A 16,880-nucleotide genomic window follows, 5' to 3' on the forward strand; every position below is an offset into this window, starting at 1 on the left:
CTTTTTTCAGGCGCTTATGCAGGTTACACGCGGCGACGCGGAACAGGCTCCGACCGCCTCGGTGCTGACCATCGGCAACTTCGATGGCATCCACCGCGGGCACCAGGCCCTGCTCCGCCTCCTTACGGACAAGGCGCACACGTTGGGTTTGCCGGCGGTCGTGCTGACCTTCGAACCGCACCCGCGCGAGTATTTCTCGCCCGGCAAGGCCCCCGCTCGCCTGGCCTCCCTGCGCGAAAAGCTGCTGCTGCTGGCCGCCGCCGGGGTGGACATCACCCGCATCATCCGCTTCAACGCCCGCTTTGCCGCCGTCACCGCCGAGCACTTCATCGAGACGGTGCTGGTGCGCAATCTCAAGGTGCGCCACCTGATCATCGGCGACGACTTCCGCTTCGGCGCCGGGCGCAAGGGCGACTTCGCCATGCTCCAGGCCGCCGGCGAGCGCTTCGGTTTCGTGGTCGAAGCCATGCCCACCCATGCGTGCGATACCGAGCGCGTCTCCAGCTCGGCGGTGCGCGCAGCGCTGGCCGAGGGCAACCTGGATCGTGCCGCCATGCTGCTGGGCCGCGCCTACAGCATCGCCGGGCGGGTCATCCATGGCGACAAGATCGGTCGCAAGCTGGGCTACCCGACGGCCAACATCCAGCTCAAGGGCCGCCACCCGCCGCTGTCGGGCGTGTATGCCGTGGCCATCGAAGGCCTGGGCGACGCGTTGCGCCCGGCTGTGGCCAGCGTGGGCGTGCGCCCCACCGTCAATAGCGCCGGCCGGCCGACGCTGGAAGTGCATCTGTTCGACTTCGATCAGGACTGCTACGGTGCGCATTTGCGGGTGCACTTCCTGCACAAGCTGCGCGACGAGCAGAAGTTCGACTCCTTCGACGCGCTGACCGCCCAGATCGCCCGTGACGCCGATGCCGCCCGCGCCTGGCTCTCCCACAATTCGCTCGATACTTCACGCTAAAGAACCGCAATGGCCGACTACCGCACGACGCTCAATCTCCCCGACACCCCCTTCCCGATGCGCGGCAACCTGCCCAAGCGCGAGCCGGGCTGGGTTCAGGACTGGCAGCAGCGCAAGCTCTACCAGAAGATTCGCCAGGCGTCGGCCGGCCGGCCGAAGTTCGTGCTGCACGATGGCCCGCCGTATGCCAACGGCAATCTTCACCTCGGCCATGCGCTGAACAAGATTCTCAAGGACATCATCGTCCGCTCCAAGACCCTGGCCGGCTACGACGCGCCCTATGTGCCGGGCTGGGACTGCCACGGCCTGCCGATCGAGCACAAGGTGGAAGTCACCCACGGCAAGGGCCTGCCCGCCGACAAGGTGCGCGAGCTGTGCCGCGCCTACGCCGCCGAGCAGGTGGATATCCAGAAAGCGGAGTTCATCCGTCTCGGCGTCCTGGGCGACTGGGACCGGCCCTACCTGACCATGAACTTCGCCAACGAAGCCGGCGAGATCCGCGCGCTGGCCAAGATGGTCGAGGCCGGCTATGTGTTCAAGGGCCTCAAGCCGGTGAACTGGTGCTTCGACTGCGGCTCGGCGCTGGCCGAGGCCGAGGTGGAGTACGCCGACAAGCAGTCGCCGCAGATCGATGTGGCCTTCCCGGTCGGCGAGGCCGATAAGCTGGCTGCCGCCTTCGGCCTGAACACGCTGGCCAAGCCGGCCTTCGCCGTGATCTGGACCACCACGCCCTGGACGATCCCGGTCAACCAGGCGCTCAACATGCACCCCGAGTTCGACTACGCCCTGGTCGACGTCGGCGATCGGTTGCTGGTGCTGGCGAGCGAGTTGGTCGAGGCCTGCCTGGGCCGTTACAAGCTGGAAGGCAGCGTGCTGGCCACCGCCAAGGGCGCGGCCTTCGACCGCATCGAATTCCGCCACCCCTTCTACGACCGCGTCTCGCCCGTGTACCTGGCCGACTACGTGGGCCTCGACGCCGGCACTGGCATCGTGCACTCCTCGCCCGCGCATGGCGTGGACGACTTCAACGCCTGGCATGCCTACGGCCGCACGAATGACGAGATCCTCACCCCGGTGATGGGCGACGGCCACTATGTGCCCGACCTGCCCTTCTTCGGCGGCCAGATGATCTGGAAGGCCAACCCGAATATCGTCGCCAAGATCGAAGAAGTCGGCTGCCTGCTCGCGCACCTGAAGATCACCCACAGCTACATGCACTGCTGGCGCCACAAAACGCCGGTGATCTACCGCGCCACGGCGCAGTGGTTCGTCGGCATGGACCGCCGGGTGGCCGACGGCTCCACCCTGCGCGAGCGCGCGCTCAAGGGCGTGGACGACACCCGCTTCTACCCCTCGTGGGGCCAGTCGCGCCTGCATGCCATGATCGCCAACCGGCCTGACTGGTGCATCTCGCGCCAGCGCAACTGGGGCGTGCCGATCCCCTTCTTCCTGCACAAGGAAACCGGCGAGCTGCATCCGCGCACCGTCGAGCTGATGGAACAAGTCGCCCAGCGCGTCGACCAGGAAGGCATCGAAGCCTGGTTCAAGCTTGACCCGGCCGAACTGCTCGGTGACGAGGCGACCCTATACACCAAGATCAGCGACACGCTCGACGTGTGGTTCGACTCCGGCACCACGCACTGGCACGTGCTGCGCGGCTCGCACCACGACGGCCACGCCACCGGTCCGCGCGCCGACCTCTACCTCGAAGGCTCCGACCAGCATCGCGGCTGGTTCCATTCCTCGCTGCTCACCGGCTGCGCCATCGATGGACACCCGCCCTACAAAGGGCTGCTGACGCACGGTTTCACGGTCGATCAACAAGGCCGGAAGATGAGCAAGTCGCTCGGCAATACGATCCTGCCGCAGGAAGTCTCCGACAAACTCGGCGCCGAGATCCTGCGCCTGTGGGTCGCCAGCACCGACTACTCCGGCGAATTGGCCATGTCCAAGGAGATTCTCGATCGCGTGGTCGAAGGCTATCGCCGCATCCGCAACACGCTGCGCTTCCTGCTCGCCAACACCGCCGACTTCGACATCGAGAAGAACGGCGTGCCGGTCGAACAATGGCTGGACGTCGACCGCTACGCACTGGCCTTCACCCGACAGCTGGTGCAACAGGCCGAGGCCGACTACGCCACCTTCGAATTCCATCGCGTGGTGCAGGCGATGCAGATCTTCTGCTCGGAAGAACTCGGCGCCTTCTACCTCGACATCCTCAAGGACCGCCTCTACACCACGGCCGAGAACTCACCCGCACGCCGCGCCGCGCAGACCGCGCTGTGGCACATCACCCAGACCCTGGTCAAGCTGATGGCGCCGATCCTGTCCTTCACCGCCGAGGAGATCTGGGCGCTGATCGGCAGCGGCGAGGACGACAGCGTGATGCTGCACACCTGGCATGTGCTGCCCGAGCAGGCCAACGAGGGCGAGCTGATCGCCCGCTGGGAGATCATCCGCGAAGCCCGCGCCGACGTGCAGAAGCAGCTCGAAGCCCTGCGCACCACCGGCGCCATCGGCTCGGCGCTGCAGGCCGAGGTGGTGGTCAAGGCCGCCCCCGAGCGCCTGGCCGCGCTGGCCTCGCTGGGCGAGGACCTGCGCCTGGTGCTGCAGACCTCGGCCGCCACGCTGGAGGCGGTCAACAGCGAAGACGAACAGCGGGTCGACGCCGTCGCCTCCGAACACACCAAATGCGAGCGCTGCTGGCACTACCGACCGGAAGTCGGCTCGATCCCCGATCACCCCGCCCTGTGCAGCCGCTGCCACAGCAATCTGCATGGCGACGGCGAAGCCCGTAGCCATGCATAGAGAAAAAAGGCCCCCACGCTCACTGCGTTCGCTGCCCCCCGAGGGGGCGGCGCCCGCCCTTGGGGCGGCCCGGCGGGCGGGCGGTCGGCCCCCACGCTCACTGCGTTCGCTGCCCCCCGAGGGGGCGGCGCCCGCCCTTGGGGCGGCCCGGCGGGCGGGCGGGCGGCCCCCACGCTCACTGCGTTCGCTGCCCCCCGAGGGGGCGGCGCCCGTCCTTGGGGCGGCCCGGCGGGCGGGCGGTCTCTGATGCGTCCGCGTTTCAGCCTGTGGCTGGCTTTTTCCGGCGTGGTGGTGGTGCTCGACCAGTTGAGCAAGAAGATCGTGCTCGCTCAGCTGGTGCCGGGCGAGTCGATCCCGGTCACCGACTTCTTCAACCTGGTGCTGTTGTTCAATCCGGGCGCGGCCTTCAGCTTTCTGGCCGATCACTCGGGCTGGCAGCGCTGGTTCTTTACCGGTCTGGCCGCCATCATCTGCCTGTGGCTGGGTCGGCTGATGTACCAACATCAGCATGAACGCCTGCAGCCCTTCGCCTTCGCGCTGATCATCGGTGGCGCGATCGGCAACGTGATCGACCGGCTCAGCATCGGCGCCGTGGTCGACTTCCTGTACTTCCACGTGGGTCGCTACGGCTGGCCCGCGTTCAATCTGGCCGACTCGGCCATCACGCTGGGCGTCGGGCTGATGCTCTGGGCGCAGTTCCGCCCGTCCAGCCAGGCCTCGCCCAAGGAGAACCATTCGTGACGCGCACCATCCAATCCAACAGCCTGGTCACGCTCAACTACCGCATTTCGCTGGAGAGCGGCCAGCCGGTGATCAGCACCTTCGAGGGCAAACCGGCCACGCTGCAGCTGGGTGCCAACGAAATGATGCCGCAGCTCGAGGCTCGCCTCGCCGGCCTCGAGGACGGCAGCTACCACAGCTTCACGCTGACGCCCGAGGAGGCCTTCGGCCCCTACCGGCCGGAATTGGTCGAGACGGTGCGCCGCCAGGACATGCCGGACGAGCCGATCGAGGCCATGAGCATCATGGAGTTCGTGGCGCCGGACGGTTCGCGCTATTCCGGCCTGGTGCGCGAGATCGACGACACGCAGGCCAAGGTGGACTTCAACCACCCGCTGGCCGGCAAGACCATCACCCTGGATGTCGAAGTGATCGGCATCCTCTGAACGGCTTCACATCATGACCGACAAGGAAATCCTGCTCGCCAACCCCCGTGGCTTCTGCGCCGGGGTCGAGCGCGCCATCGAGATCGTCGAACAGGCGCTGATCCGCTTCGGCGCGCCGATCTATGTGCGCCACGAAGTGGTGCACAACAAGTTCGTGGTCGACGACCTGCGCGCCAAGGGGGCGATCTTCGTCGAGGAACTGGACGAAGTGCCCGACGGCAACACCGTGATCTTCAGCGCCCACGGCGTGCCCCTGTCGGTGCGTGCCGAGGCCGACGCACGCGGCCTGCGCGTGTACGACGCCACCTGCCCGCTGGTCACCAAGGTGCACCTCGAAGTGTCTCGCATGCGCGCCCAGGGCAAGGAAATCGTCATGATCGGCCACAAGGGCCACCCGGAGGTGGAAGGCACCATGGGCCAGGTGGACAGCGGCATCCTGCTGGCCGAGAGCGTCGCTGACGTGGCCACGCTGCAGGTCGCCGACCCCGAGCAGCTCGCCTATGTCACCCAGACCACGCTGTCGGTGGACGACGCCGCGGCCATCGTCACCGCGCTGCGCGAGCGCTTCCCGAACATCGTCGGCCCCAAAAAGGACGACATCTGCTACGCCACCCAGAACCGCCAGGACGCCGTGAAGTTCATGGCCCCACAGGTCGATCTGGTGCTGGTGGTCGGTTCGCAGAACAGCTCCAACTCCAACCGCCTGCGCGAAGTGGCCGCGCTGCGCGGCGTGGACGCCTACCTGGTGGAAAACGCCGACGCCATCGAGCCGGCCTGGCTGGACGGCAAGCGGCGCATCGGCGTCACCGCCGGTGCCTCGGCGCCCGAAGTGCTGGTCTCGGCCGTCATCGACCGGCTCAAGTCGCTCGGCGCGCCGTCGGTGCGCACGCTCGAAGGCGCCGCCGAAAACGTCACCTTTCCGCTGCCCAAGTCGCTGGTCGGCTGAGCGGCAGGGCACACACAAACGACAACGGGGCCGCACGGCCCCGTTGTCGTTTCCGGCATCCTGCGATCAGAGATGGCCGGCCATCATGCGCCGGTAGAACTCGTGGAAATGCAGCATGCCGTCCTCGAAGGGCGACTGATACGGCCCCACCTCGTTGCGCCCGGCCTTGAGCAGCGCGCGCCGCCCGCGATCCATGCGCTCACCGATCTCGTCATCCTCGATCGCCGTCTCCATGTAGGCCGCCTGTTCGGCCTCGACGAACTCGCGCTCGAACTCGACGATGTCCTCGGGGTAGTAGAACTCCACCACGTTGGTGGTCTTGTCCACATCGGTCGGCAGCAAGGTGCTGACCACCAGCACGTGCGGATACCACTCGATCATCACGTTCGGGTAGTACACCAGCCAGATCGCCCCGTGCGGCGGCGCCTCGCCACCGTAATAGTCCTGCACCGCCTGCTGCCAGCGCCGGTAGGCCGGCGTGCCCGGTTTCTGCAGCGAGGTGACGCCGACACGCTGCACGGAGTACCACTCACCGAACTGCCAGGTCAGCGCGTCGCAATCGACGAAGCGCCCGAGCCCCGGGTGGAAGGGCACCACGTGATAATCCTCGAGGTACACCTCGATGAAGGTCTTCCAGTTGTAGTTGCACTCATGCTGCTCGACATGGTCGAGCTTGTAGCCGGTGAAATCGAAGGCCGGCGCCACCTTCATCGTCGCCAGGTCGGCCGCGGCCGAGCGCGGCCCGCGAAACAGCAGGCCCTGCCAGTTCTCCAGCGGCTGGCGCTGCAGGTTGAGGCAAGGGTTGTCGGCAAAATGCGGGGCGCCGAGCAGGGTGCCGCGGTTGTCGTAGGTCCAGCGATGCAGCGGACACACGATGTGTTCGGTGTTGCCACGGCCTTCGAGCATGATCGCCTGCCGATGCCGGCAGATGTTCGACAACTCGTAGCAGCCATCGGCCCCGTGCACCAGCAGCTTGGCATGGTCGAGCCACTCCAGCGAGCGGTAGTCGTTGCGCTCGGGCACCATCAATTCGTGGCCCACATAGCCCGGGCCGGCATCGAAGAGCAGGCGTTTCTCCTCTTCGAACAGTTTCTCGTCAAAGTAACTCGACACCGGCAGCTGGGGCGCTGCTCGGGTCAATCCGTGTTGCGTTGCGATGTCGGACATCCGCGAACCCCCTCGAAAACGCGCAAAAGGTCCAATAAAACAATGGGTAACAGAAAATTATAGCCGAAAGCTGGTTTGACCGCAGTGCCCACCTTCGGGTATTTTTCCGCCTTTGATCCTCGCGTAACGCCGCCCCATGGCTAAACCGGCAAAATCCCCCAAGAGCTTCGAAAACGCCATCGCCCAACTCGAAGACATCGTGGCCGCGATGGAATCGCGCGACCTGCCGCTGGAAGACGCCCTCAATCACTATCAACAGGGCATCGGCCTGCTGCGTTACTGCCAGGACACCCTGAACCGGGCCGAGGCCCGGCTCGAGACGCTGGAGGCAGATGCCGCCAGCCCACGCCCCGACGATACGCCTTCAGCAAGCGATCTGTCATGAGCACGGCGACTTTTTCCGACTGGATGCGCACCATCCAGGCGCGCACCGAGACGGCCCTGTCGGCCGCACTGCCGCCGCTCGACGTGCTGCCCGACCGCCTGCACGAGGCCATGCGCTACGCCGTGCTCGAAGGCGGTAAGCGCGTGCGCCCGCTGCTGGCGCATGGCGCCGGCCGGGTCACGGGCGCCGAGGCGGCCATCGTCGATCGGGTGGCCTGCGCGGTCGAGCTGATCCACGCCTACTCGCTGGTGCACGACGACATGCCGTGCATGGACGACGACAGCCTGCGCCGCGGCAAACCGACGGTGCATGTCGAATACGACGACGCCACCGCGCTGCTGGTGGGCGACGCCCTGCAATCGCTGGCCTTCCAGCAGCTGGCCGAACCCGACCTGTTGCCGGATGCCGCCCGCCAGCTGAAGATGGTCGAGCACCTGGCCATCGCCTCGGGTTCGCGCGGCATGGCCGGCGGCCAGGCCATCGACCTGCAGTCGGTGGGGCAGTCGATCAGCCGCGAAGCGCTCGAAATCATGCACATCCACAAGACCGGTGCGCTGATCCGCGCCTCGGTGCAACTGGGCGCCTTGTGCGGCCCCGAGCAGGACCCGACGGTGTTGGCCCGCCTCGATCAGTTCAGCAAGCGCATCGGCCTGCTGTTCCAGGTGGTCGACGACATCCTCGACTGCGAGGCGGACACCGCCACGCTCGGCAAGACCGCGGGCAAGGATGCCCGCAACGACAAACCCACCTACGTGACGCTGCTCGGCATGGACGAAGCCCGCCGCCTGGCCGCCGAGCTCGAAGCCGACGCCATGGACGCCATCGGCGACCTGGATGCACGCGCCGACATGCTGCGCGCGCTGGCCGCCTACATCGTCCGCCGCCGATTCTGAGGCCCGCGCCCCGAATGAACGATCCCATGACCGTCACCTATCCCCTGCTCAACGCCATCGACTCCCCCGCCGACCTGCGTGCGCTCGATCGCAAGCAGCTACCGGCGCTGGCCAAGGAGTTGCGCCAGTTCCTGATCGAGTCGGTGTCGCGCACCGGCGGCCACCTCTCGTCGAACCTCGGCACGGTCGAGCTGACCATCGCCCTGCACTATGTCTTCAACACGCCCGACGACCGCATCGTGTGGGACGTGGGCCACCAGACCTACGGCCACAAGGTGCTCACCGGCCGGCGCGCTCGCATGCCGACGCTGCGCAAGTACCAGGGCATGTCGGGCTTTCCGCGGCGCTGCGAGAGCGAATACGACACCTTCGGCACCGCGCACTCGTCCACCTCGATCTCGGCGGCGCTCGGCATGGCCGTGGCCGCCCGCAACCGGGGTGAAGACCGCCGTGCCATCGCAGTGATCGGCGACGGCGCGATGTCGGCCGGCATGGCTTTCGAGGCGCTCAACAACGCCGGCGACATGCGCGACGTCAACCTGCTGGTGATCCTCAACGACAACGAGATGTCGATCTCGCCGCCGGTCGGCGCGCTGACTCAGATCCTCGCCCGCCTGATGACCGGCCGCACCGTCAGCGCCGCGCGCCGCGCCGGCGGCAAGATGCTGGGCGTCGCCCCACCGATGCTCGATTTCGCGCGCCGGGTCGAAGAGCATGTCAAAGGCCTGGTCACGCCGGGCACCCTGTTCGAGGAATTCGGCTTCAACTACATCGGCCCGATCGACGGCCACGACCTCGACGCCCTGCTGCCGACCCTGCACAACCTGCGCAAGCTCGACGGCCCGCATTTCCTGCATGTGGTCACGCGCAAGGGCCAGGGCTACAAGCTGGCCGAGGCCGACCCGATCCTCTACCACGGGGTGTCGACCTTCGATCACACCGAGGGCATCAAATCGTCCGGCAAGAGCGGCGGAAAACTGAGCTACACCCAGGTCTTCAGCGACTGGCTGTGCGACATCGCGGCCCAGGACAAGCGCGTGGTCGGCATTACCCCCGCCATGCGCGAAGGCTCCGGCCTGGTGCGCTTCGCCGAGGAATACCCCGATCGCTACTACGATGTCGGCATCGCCGAGCAGCATGCCCTGACCTTCGCCGCCGGCCTGGCCGCCGACGGCATGAAGCCGGTGGTGGCGATCTACTCCACCTTCCTGCAGCGCGCCTACGACCAATACATCCACGACATCGCCCTGCAGAACCTGCCGGTAGTCTTCGCCATCGACCGCGCCGGCCTGGTCGGCGCCGACGGCGCCACCCACCACGGCGCCTACGACCTGTCCTACCTCACCTGTATCCCCAACCTGGTGCTGATGGCGCCGGCCGACGAGAACGAATGCCGGCAGATGCTCTACACCGCCCACTGCCACGACGGCCCGTCCGCGGTGCGCTATCCGCGCGGCAGCGGCATGGGCGTGACGCCCGACAAGGCCATGACCGCCTACCCCATCGGCAAGGCCGAACTGCGCCGCAGCGGCAAGAAGATCGCCCTGCTGGCCTTCGGCGCGATGCTCAAGCCGGCCCTCGAGGTCGGCGAGCAGCTCGATGCCACGGTGGTCAACATGCGCTTCATCAAGCCGCTCGACAGCGCACTCATCCTCGAACTGGCGCAAACCCACGAACTGATCGTGACGATCGAGGAAAACGCCGTCATCGGCGGCGCCGGCAGCGAGGTGAGCCGGGTGCTCGAAGCCGCACCGGCACCAGTGCGTACCCTGCGCCTCGGTCTGCCCGACCGCTTCATCGACCATGGCGAACAAGCGCAGTTGCTGGCCGAGGTCGGCCTCGACGCCGAGGGCATCCGCAAGGCCATAACGGCAGTCTATCCGGCTAATAGTTGAGTCTTTTTGTCGGGAACGCTAGTCTTGGCGGTTCCCGCATGATCGAGACGCTGATGTCCGCCATTGAAACCCCCACCATCCCCGACGTCCAGAACAGCCAGGACGCCCGCCAGATCGCCATCGACAAGGTCGGTATCAAGGCCATTCGCCACCCGGTCACGGTCAGCGATCGCAGCGGCGGCGTGCAGCACACCATCGCCGTGTTCAACATGTATGTCGGCCTGCCCCATAACTTCAAGGGCACCCACATGTCGCGCTTCGTCGAGATCCTCAACGGCGGCGAGCGCGAGATCTCGGTCGAATCCTTCGAGCCGATGCTGCGCGAGATGGTGCAGCGCCTCGAAGCCGAGACCGGCCATGTCGAGATGACCTTCCCGTACTTCATCAACAAGGCCGCGCCGATCTCCGGCGTGCACAGCCTGATGGACTACGACGTCACCTTCATCGGCGAGATTGCCGAAGGCGGCGCCTACAGCTTCCGCATGAAAGTGGTGGTGCCGGTCACCAGCCTGTGCCCGTGCTCCAAGAAGATTTCCAGCTACGGCGCGCACAACCAGCGCTCGCATGTCACCGTCACCGCGCACCTGCGCGAGCATGTGTGGATCGAGGAAATCGTCGAGCAGGTCGAGGCCCAAGCCTCGTGCGAACTCTACGGCCTGCTCAAGCGCCCCGACGAGAAGTACGTCACCGAGCGCGCCTACGACAACCCCAAGTTCGTCGAAGACATGGTGCGCGACGTGGCCGGCGTGCTCGACCGCGAAGCGCGCATCGGCGCCTATGTGGTCGAATCCGAGAACTTCGAGTCCATCCACAACCACTCGGCCTACGCCCTGATCGAACGCCAGAAGTAAGCGCGTCAGCGGGCCGGGGATTGATCCGGGCCAATCCCGTCGCCGGCCGATCATGCGACAATGCCGCCCATCGATGCCGCAGGATGCCGCCATGAGCGCCCAGCCGATCGCCGCCCTCTTCTACCCGTCCGACGCCGACCCCACGCCGGTGCTGACGCAGTTCGTCCGCGCCCTGCAGGAGCGCGGCGTGGCACTGGCCGGCGCCATCCAGCACGACACCGGCCCGCGTGCCACCTGCACCATGGCGCTCGAATTGCTGCCCTCCGGCCGACACATGCCGATGTCTCAGTATTTGGGCAGCGGCTCGACCTCCTGCCGGCTCGACCCGGCCGCCATGGCCGAAGCCGCCATCACCGTGCAAGCGGCGATCGCCGACGGCGCCGAACTGGCGGTGTTCAACAAGTTCGGCTCCCAGGAAGCGCTGGGCGACGGGCTGCGCGACGAGATGGCCGCCGCGGTGATGGCCGGCGTGCCGCTGATCACCGCCGTCGGCGAGCGCTTTGTCGAGGCCTGGACGGACTTCACCGGCGGCGCCTACGACCGTCTCGACTGCACGACCGAGGCCGCCCTGGCCTGGTGGGCCGCGCTCGATTCCGACTGATCCGGCCGTGCCCGCCGACGCTCCACGCCTGAGCTCGCACTGGCTCGACGCCAGTGGCGGCCTGGGCTACCACTGGCGCGCCCTGCGCTACCGGCAGCGGCTGTGGCTACCATTTGCCCGGCAGGTCGGCCGCTGGCTCGAGGCCTGGCACCCGCCCACCACCGATCTGGTGCTGGTCGGCCCGTCTGCCGGCTACGCCCTCGACACCGCCTTTCTCGATCGCTTCGCGCGCATCACCGTGCTCGAACCGGACCGGCTGGCGCGCATGCTGCTACGTCGCCGCTTCCCGGCCGCATCGCTGCGCATGGCCGACATCGACATCTTCGCCCTGCCCGACGGCCCGGCCGCGCTGGCACACGCCCGGCCCGACGCAGCGATCCTGTTCTGCAACGTGATCGGTCAGCGCCTCGATGCCGACACCGCGCCGCCGTGGCGCCAGGTTCAGCAGGCCGCCTTGAGCGGCCACCACTGGGCGAGTTGGCATGACGTGTTTTCGGCGCCCCGACCACCGCACCGCCTGCCCGAGCCCACCGGTCACCCCGATGGCGCGGCCGTGGCCCGCCGGCTGTGGGCCGGCATGGCCTGCGAGGTGGTCGACCACGGCACGCTTGGCTGGGGCCCGGCGGCCGACTACGCGCTCTGGCAGCTGACGCCGAGGCAGTGGCAAGTGATCGAGTGGGTGCGCCATGCACCCACCCCACCCGCAGACCTTACTGAGACGGGCCGATCTCCTCGGCCAGCGCCGACATGAGCGCCGAGAAGCGCTCGCGCACACGCGCCAGGCAGCGCTCCGCGGCGGCCATGTCGCCCGCCCCGTAGGCCGTCTCCAGCGCCTGCGCCGCCTCCGACACGGCGAGCGCACCGATGGTGGCGGCCGAACTCTTCAGGGTGTGCGCCAGGCGGTAGGCCTCGCCGCCCGGCCCTTGCGCATGCGCCGCCTCGAAGCGCACCAGCAGATCCGCCTGTGTCTCGTAGAAGCGCCTCAGCAGGCGCTGGCGCAAGGCTTCCTTGCCGCCGGCGTAGCGCAGGCCGGTGTCACGGTCGATGACCGGCGCGCCGCTCTCGGTTACCGCGGGCGCGACGCTCGCCGGCGGAGTCGATGGCAGGCCGCCCCGATGACGGGCCAGCACTTCGTACAGCGCCTGCGGCTCGACCGGTTTGGTGAGGAAGTCGTCCATGCCCACCGCCACGCACCGCGCCCGCTCCTCGGCCAGGGCATGTGCCGTCATGGCGATCACCGGCAGTCGGCAAAAGCGCGGGTCGCCCCGCAGCCGGCGTGTCGCCGTGTAGCCGTCCATGCGCGGCATCTGGATGTCCATCAGCACCACGTCGAAGGCTGCTTCGGCTTCGAGTCGCGCCAGCGCGGCCTGGCCATCGTCGGCCACCCAGACCTCGACGCCGACCTCCTCAAGCAGCTCGCATGCCAACTGCTGGTTGAGCGGATTGTCCTCGACCAACAGCACCCGCATGCCGGCCAGCGCGGCGGTCACCGTCGAGCACATCGGCGCAGGCGGGGGCGCGGCAGCATCGGCCACCGCGAATGGCGCCTCGAAGCAGAAGCGGCTGCCCTGCCCCGGGGTGCTGTCCACCGTGATGTGCCCGTCCATCGCTTCGGCCAGGTGGCGGGAGATCACCAGCCCCAGCCCCGTCCCCCCGTAGCGGCGGGACGTGCTGGCATCGGCCTGCCAGAACGGCCGGAACAGCTGCGCCATGGACGCGGACGACATGCCGATGCCGGTATCCGTCACCACGAAGCGCAGGCGGAGCCCGCCGCCCTCGGCGACACATCGCTCGACGGCGAGTTCGACCTCTCCCCGTTCGGTGAACTTGATCGCATTGCCCGCCAGATTGGTGAGAATCTGGCGCAAGCGCAACGCATCGCCGGTGAGCACCGGCGGCACCGCGTCGTCCACGCGGATCCGCCAGTCCAGGCCTTTCTGGACGGCTCGGTACGACACCACCGCCGCCACGCCGTCGATCACGTCGTGCAGGCGGAATGGCGCCGACTCCATCTGCAGCTGCCGGGCTTCGATCTTCGACAGGTCGAGGATGTCGTTGAGAATGCCGAGCAGCGACTGGGCGGACGCGTTGACCTTGACGATGTAGTCGCGCTGGCGCGCATCGAGATCGGTCTTGAGGCACTGCCCGGAGAGCCCGATGATGGCATTCATCGGTGTGCGGATTTCGTGGCTCATGTTGGCCAGGAAGGCGCTCTTGGCCTGGTTGGCCCGCTCGGCACTTTCCTTGGCGGCGGCCAGATCGGCGGTGCGCTGGCTGACCTGTGCTTCGAGCGCCTCGTTGCGCCGGGCCTGGTCGCGCACCAGCTGGTGGCGCAGGGTCACATCGCGCAACACCACCAGATAGCGCGGCGCATCGCCGGCCAGCATCGGCACGCCGGTCAGCTCCACATCGATCGCGGCCTGCGCGCCGAGCGCCAGTTCACCGTCGAGAATGACCGGCCGGCGATGGCGCACCCGTGCCGCCAGGCGCGGGCCCCAGCGCCGCTCGGCGGGGCCCGACAGGGCGGTCAGCTCGGCCAGCGTCAGTTGCTCGACCGGGCGCCCGAGCATCGCCGCCGCTGTGGCATTCGAGTCGATCGTGATACCGCGTTCGTCGAACACCAGCAGGCCGTCACCCACTGCGTCGAACACCCCGCGCAGCAGGGCATCGCGGGCATGCAGGCGCTGCGCTGCCGTTTCGTAGCGCGTCATGTCGCGACAGACCACGACGATGGCTTCGCGCCGCCCCTCGGCATCGAACAAGGGCATCTTGGTGACGTCGAAGAAGCCGAGGCTGCCGTCGGGCAGCGGTAGCTCGTCCCGCTCGTTGAGCAGCTTGCCCTTGGCCCAGGTGCGCTCGTCGCTGTCGGCGCAGTGCGCGAACAGCGCGGCATGCGCTGGGAAACGCTGCGCCAGCACCAGGTCGGATTGGCCGTACCAGTCGTCCCGGTCTTCGAGCCCGAACACGCGCAAGGCCGCACGATTGACGACCTGCCAGCGGTTGCGCCCGTCCTTGAGAAAGACCGGGTCGGGCATCGCCTCGATCAGGGTCCGCAGGCTGCGCTCTTTGGCCGCCAGGGCGGCCTCGACCTCCTTGCGGTCGGTGATGTCGGTGTGCGTACCCATCACCCGCAGGGGTTTGCCCTCGGCGTCGCGCTCGACGACACGGCCGCGGTCGAGAATCCAGCGCCATTCGCCATTCTTGTGCCGCATCCGGTGTTCATGGGTGTAGCTGGGCGTGCGCCCGTCCAGATGGGCGTTCAATGCGGCCCAGGCGCCGGGCAGGTCGTCCGGATGCACCCGGCGCTCCCACTCGTCGAGCGAATCGCGGATCTCCGTGTCGGCATAGCCGAGCATGGCCTTCCACTGGGCCGAGAAAAACACGCGGTCGGTCCGGGCGTCCCAATCCCACACGCCGTGATCGGCGCTCTCGATAGCGTATTGCCAGCGCAGCTGGGCGTCGCGGGCGATGGCCGCCATGGTCTTCTGCTCGTGGATGTCGGTGCTGGTGCCGACCATGCGCACCGCGCGGCCCGTAGGGTCGCGCTCGACCACACCCCCGCAGTGGAGGAACCAACGGTAGTTCCCATCCTTGCAGCGCACCCGCTGTTCGCAGCGCCAGATCGCCGTTTCGCCCTTCAGATTGGCCACCAGCGACGCTCGTGCCTGGGGCAGGTCCTCCGGATGCACCAGCCACATCCACTGCGCAATGGAGTTTTCCAGCTCCCAGTGCGCATAGCCGCCGAGCGCCTTGGCCTGCTCCGACACGCTGATCTCGTCGGTCTCGGCGTTCCATTCCCACAAGCCGTGCCCCGCGGCCTCCAGCGCGAACAACCAGCGCAGCTTGGCCTGCTCGGCCTGCTTCGCCTCGGCCTCGGCCCGCTTGCGCTCGCTGATGTCCTCGACCACCGACACGTAGTACTGCGGCCGGCTCGACTCGCCGAACACCGGCGAGACCACCACCCGCACCCAGATCAGGTGGCCGTCCCGATGACGATAGTGCTTCTCGGCGGTGTAGGCGTTGATCTCGCCGCGCTCCATGCGCGCCTTGGCTTCCAAGTCGCGCGCCAGCTCGTCGGCCGGGGTCACGCCAGAGAACCCCAGTTCCAGCAAGCGCTCGCGCGAATAGCCGAGCATGTGGCACAAGGTGTCGTTGACCCGCAGCCAGCGACCGTCCGCACCGATGTGCGACATGCCCACGGCCGCCTGTTCGAACGCGGACGCGAAGCGGACCTCGGTTTCGGCCAGCGCCTGCGTGCGCTCCTCCACCAGGCGGGAGATGACGGCATGGCGACGCAGAAAGACGCCCACCAGCGCCGCCAGCGCCAGCGTGGCGATGAGCCCCGCGGCGAGCACCAGCCATGGCGTGGCATTGACGTCGCGCCGAACGAACCCCTCGGTCCGCCGGGCATCGATGCGCCACTGGCGGCCGGCGAACATCAGCTCGCGCGACTGCGTCACCGGCGTGCGCCCGGCCACCGGCGCACCGATCGTCAGCAGCGGCTCGGCACTACCGTGGGTGACATCGAACAGCTCGAGATGCAGCGCGTTCCTCCCCCCGCCGGCAACGGCCGGCGGAACCATGCGCTCGGGCAACAGACGCGCCATCAGCACACCGCGCACCGCACCACTGGCATCGTCGCGCACCGCCATCAGCACCGGCACCGTCGCCGGGATGTCCCCCACCGCGGCAAGCAGGGGGCCGGCCACCGGCCCGCTCTCCGTCAGCGCCAGCGCGATCAGGGCAGCCATCGGCGCCAGGTCCGCCATATCGCGCCCCGGCCGCAGCACGCTCTTGCCACGGCCGACCACCGCCGCCACGCGATACCCGGCCGCCTCGCCGGGCCGCGCTTCGGCCCACACCAGTTGGTGATACACCGACACATGCTCCAGCATGGCACGCGCGATGGCGGAGAAGAGGCGCTGGTCGACCTGCCGGGCATCCGCCACCAACTCGCCGATGACCTGCAGATCGCCGGCCACATGGCCCAGCCGCTCCTGCAGCACCGTGGCATGGGCCTCAACGGCCTCCTGCTCGGCCTTGGCCACATCGCGCCACTGGTCGACGCTGAGCCGTGCCGTCAGCAAACCGGTGAGCAGCGTCCCGAGCAGCAGCACCAGCACGATCCAACGTGAGGTATCGGCGGCCGGCGACACCGGCCCGGCAGACGGCTGCGAACTCACCGCCCGCCCGCCCGCGCGGCACCG

13 protein-coding genes are annotated in these 16,880 nt (G+C 67.9%); 11 read left to right on the top strand and 2 right to left on the bottom strand.

The window, feature by feature from the left end; all coding sequences use genetic code 11:
• Window positions 1-16 precede the first annotated feature (16 nt).
• The 5 genes from I8J34_RS00845 to ispH all read left to right on the top strand — a co-directional run bounded on the left by I8J34_RS00845 (window position 17) and on the right by ispH (window position 5,881).
• Window positions 17-961: a bifunctional riboflavin kinase/FAD synthetase gene (locus tag I8J34_RS00845; RefSeq protein WP_214359459.1), complete on the top strand. Its 945-nt coding sequence runs from the start codon at window positions 17-19 to the stop codon at window positions 959-961.
• A gap of 9 nt (window positions 962-970) precedes the next feature.
• Window positions 971-3,769 (top strand): isoleucine--tRNA ligase, encoded by a 2,799-nt coding sequence (ileS, locus tag I8J34_RS00850; RefSeq protein ID WP_214359460.1) that lies wholly within the window; start codon window positions 971-973, stop codon window positions 3,767-3,769.
• A 246-nt stretch (window positions 3,770-4,015) separates the two neighbouring features.
• The gene (gene lspA / locus I8J34_RS00855; RefSeq protein WP_214359461.1) at window positions 4,016-4,510 is read left to right on the top strand and encodes a signal peptidase II; all 495 of its coding nucleotides are present in this window, start codon (window positions 4,016-4,018) and stop codon (window positions 4,508-4,510) included.
• A complete protein-coding gene (locus tag I8J34_RS00860; protein ID WP_214359462.1) occupies window positions 4,507-4,935 on the top strand; it encodes an FKBP-type peptidyl-prolyl cis-trans isomerase in 429 nt (142 codons plus the stop codon). Before lspA ends, I8J34_RS00860 begins: the two co-directional genes overlap by 4 nt.
• Window positions 4,936-4,948: 13 nt before the next feature.
• Window positions 4,949-5,881: a 4-hydroxy-3-methylbut-2-enyl diphosphate reductase gene (ispH, locus tag I8J34_RS00865; RefSeq protein WP_214359463.1), complete on the top strand. Its 933-nt coding sequence runs from the start codon at window positions 4,949-4,951 to the stop codon at window positions 5,879-5,881.
• 66 nt (window positions 5,882-5,947) lie between these two features.
• Here the strand turns inward: ispH and I8J34_RS00870 are convergent, their stop codons facing one another.
• A complete protein-coding gene (locus I8J34_RS00870) occupies window positions 5,948-7,048 on the bottom strand; it encodes an aromatic ring-hydroxylating oxygenase subunit alpha (protein ID WP_214359464.1) in 1,101 nt (366 codons plus the stop codon).
• A 136-nt stretch (window positions 7,049-7,184) separates the two neighbouring features.
• Here I8J34_RS00870 and xseB point away from each other — a divergent pair, with 136 nt between their 5' ends.
• From xseB to I8J34_RS00900, 6 genes are all read left to right on the top strand, one after another.
• The gene (gene xseB / locus I8J34_RS00875; protein ID WP_214359465.1) at window positions 7,185-7,433 is read left to right on the top strand and encodes an exodeoxyribonuclease VII small subunit; all 249 of its coding nucleotides are present in this window, start codon (window positions 7,185-7,187) and stop codon (window positions 7,431-7,433) included.
• Window positions 7,430-8,326 carry a polyprenyl synthetase family protein gene (locus I8J34_RS00880; RefSeq protein WP_214359466.1) on the top strand — a complete coding sequence of 299 codons (897 nt, stop codon included), beginning with the start codon at window positions 7,430-7,432 and terminating at the stop codon, window positions 8,324-8,326. The genes xseB and I8J34_RS00880 overlap by 4 nt, the downstream gene beginning before the upstream one ends.
• Window positions 8,327-8,340: 14 nt before the next feature.
• The gene (gene dxs, locus I8J34_RS00885; protein ID WP_230411657.1) at window positions 8,341-10,221 is read left to right on the top strand and encodes a 1-deoxy-D-xylulose-5-phosphate synthase; all 1,881 of its coding nucleotides are present in this window, start codon (window positions 8,341-8,343) and stop codon (window positions 10,219-10,221) included.
• Window positions 10,222-10,274: 53 nt separating this feature from the next.
• Window positions 10,275-11,072 (top strand): GTP cyclohydrolase FolE2, encoded by a 798-nt coding sequence (folE2, locus tag I8J34_RS00890; RefSeq protein ID WP_214359467.1) that lies wholly within the window; start codon window positions 10,275-10,277, stop codon window positions 11,070-11,072.
• 91 nt (window positions 11,073-11,163) lie between these two features.
• Window positions 11,164-11,673, top strand: coding sequence for a DUF2478 domain-containing protein (locus tag I8J34_RS00895; protein ID WP_214359468.1), 510 nt, complete (start codon window positions 11,164-11,166; stop codon window positions 11,671-11,673).
• A gap of 7 nt (window positions 11,674-11,680) precedes the next feature.
• A complete protein-coding gene (locus tag I8J34_RS00900) occupies window positions 11,681-12,424 on the top strand; it encodes a hypothetical protein (RefSeq protein WP_214359469.1) in 744 nt (247 codons plus the stop codon).
• On the opposite strand, the gene I8J34_RS00905 is transcribed toward I8J34_RS00900, so the two are convergent.
• On the bottom strand, window positions 12,384-16,856 hold the full coding sequence (locus I8J34_RS00905) for a PAS domain S-box protein (RefSeq protein WP_214359470.1): 4,473 nt from the start codon (window positions 16,854-16,856) through the stop codon (window positions 12,384-12,386). The genes I8J34_RS00900 and I8J34_RS00905 overlap by 41 nt on opposite strands.
• Window positions 16,857-16,880: the final 24 nt, after the last annotated feature.

It is taken from the genome of Denitromonas iodatirespirans (genome assembly GCF_018524365.1).
Lineage (GTDB): Bacteria > Pseudomonadota > Gammaproteobacteria > Burkholderiales > Rhodocyclaceae > Nitrogeniibacter > Nitrogeniibacter iodatirespirans.

What these genes read in the sequence shown, in the direction of transcription:
- lspA (WP_214359461.1), top strand. Translation starts at nt 4,016, where the DNA reads ATGCGTCCGCGTTTCAGCCTGTGGCTGGCTTTTTCCGGCGTGGTGGTG.
- dxs (WP_230411657.1), top strand. Translation starts at nt 8,341, where the DNA reads ATGAACGATCCCATGACCGTCACCTATCCCCTGCTCAACGCCATCGAC.
- folE2 (WP_214359467.1), top strand. Translation starts at nt 10,275, where the DNA reads ATGTCCGCCATTGAAACCCCCACCATCCCCGACGTCCAGAACAGCCAG.
- ispH (WP_214359463.1), top strand. Translation starts at nt 4,949, where the DNA reads ATGACCGACAAGGAAATCCTGCTCGCCAACCCCCGTGGCTTCTGCGCC.
- ileS (WP_214359460.1), top strand. Translation starts at nt 971, where the DNA reads ATGGCCGACTACCGCACGACGCTCAATCTCCCCGACACCCCCTTCCCG.
- I8J34_RS00845 (WP_214359459.1), top strand. Translation starts at nt 17, where the DNA reads ATGCAGGTTACACGCGGCGACGCGGAACAGGCTCCGACCGCCTCGGTG.
- xseB (WP_214359465.1), top strand. Translation starts at nt 7,185, where the DNA reads ATGGCTAAACCGGCAAAATCCCCCAAGAGCTTCGAAAACGCCATCGCC.
- I8J34_RS00870 (WP_214359464.1), bottom strand. Translation starts at nt 7,048, where the DNA reads ATGTCCGACATCGCAACGCAACACGGATTGACCCGAGCAGCGCCCCAG.
- I8J34_RS00895 (WP_214359468.1), top strand. Translation starts at nt 11,164, where the DNA reads ATGAGCGCCCAGCCGATCGCCGCCCTCTTCTACCCGTCCGACGCCGAC.
- I8J34_RS00880 (WP_214359466.1), top strand. Translation starts at nt 7,430, where the DNA reads ATGAGCACGGCGACTTTTTCCGACTGGATGCGCACCATCCAGGCGCGC.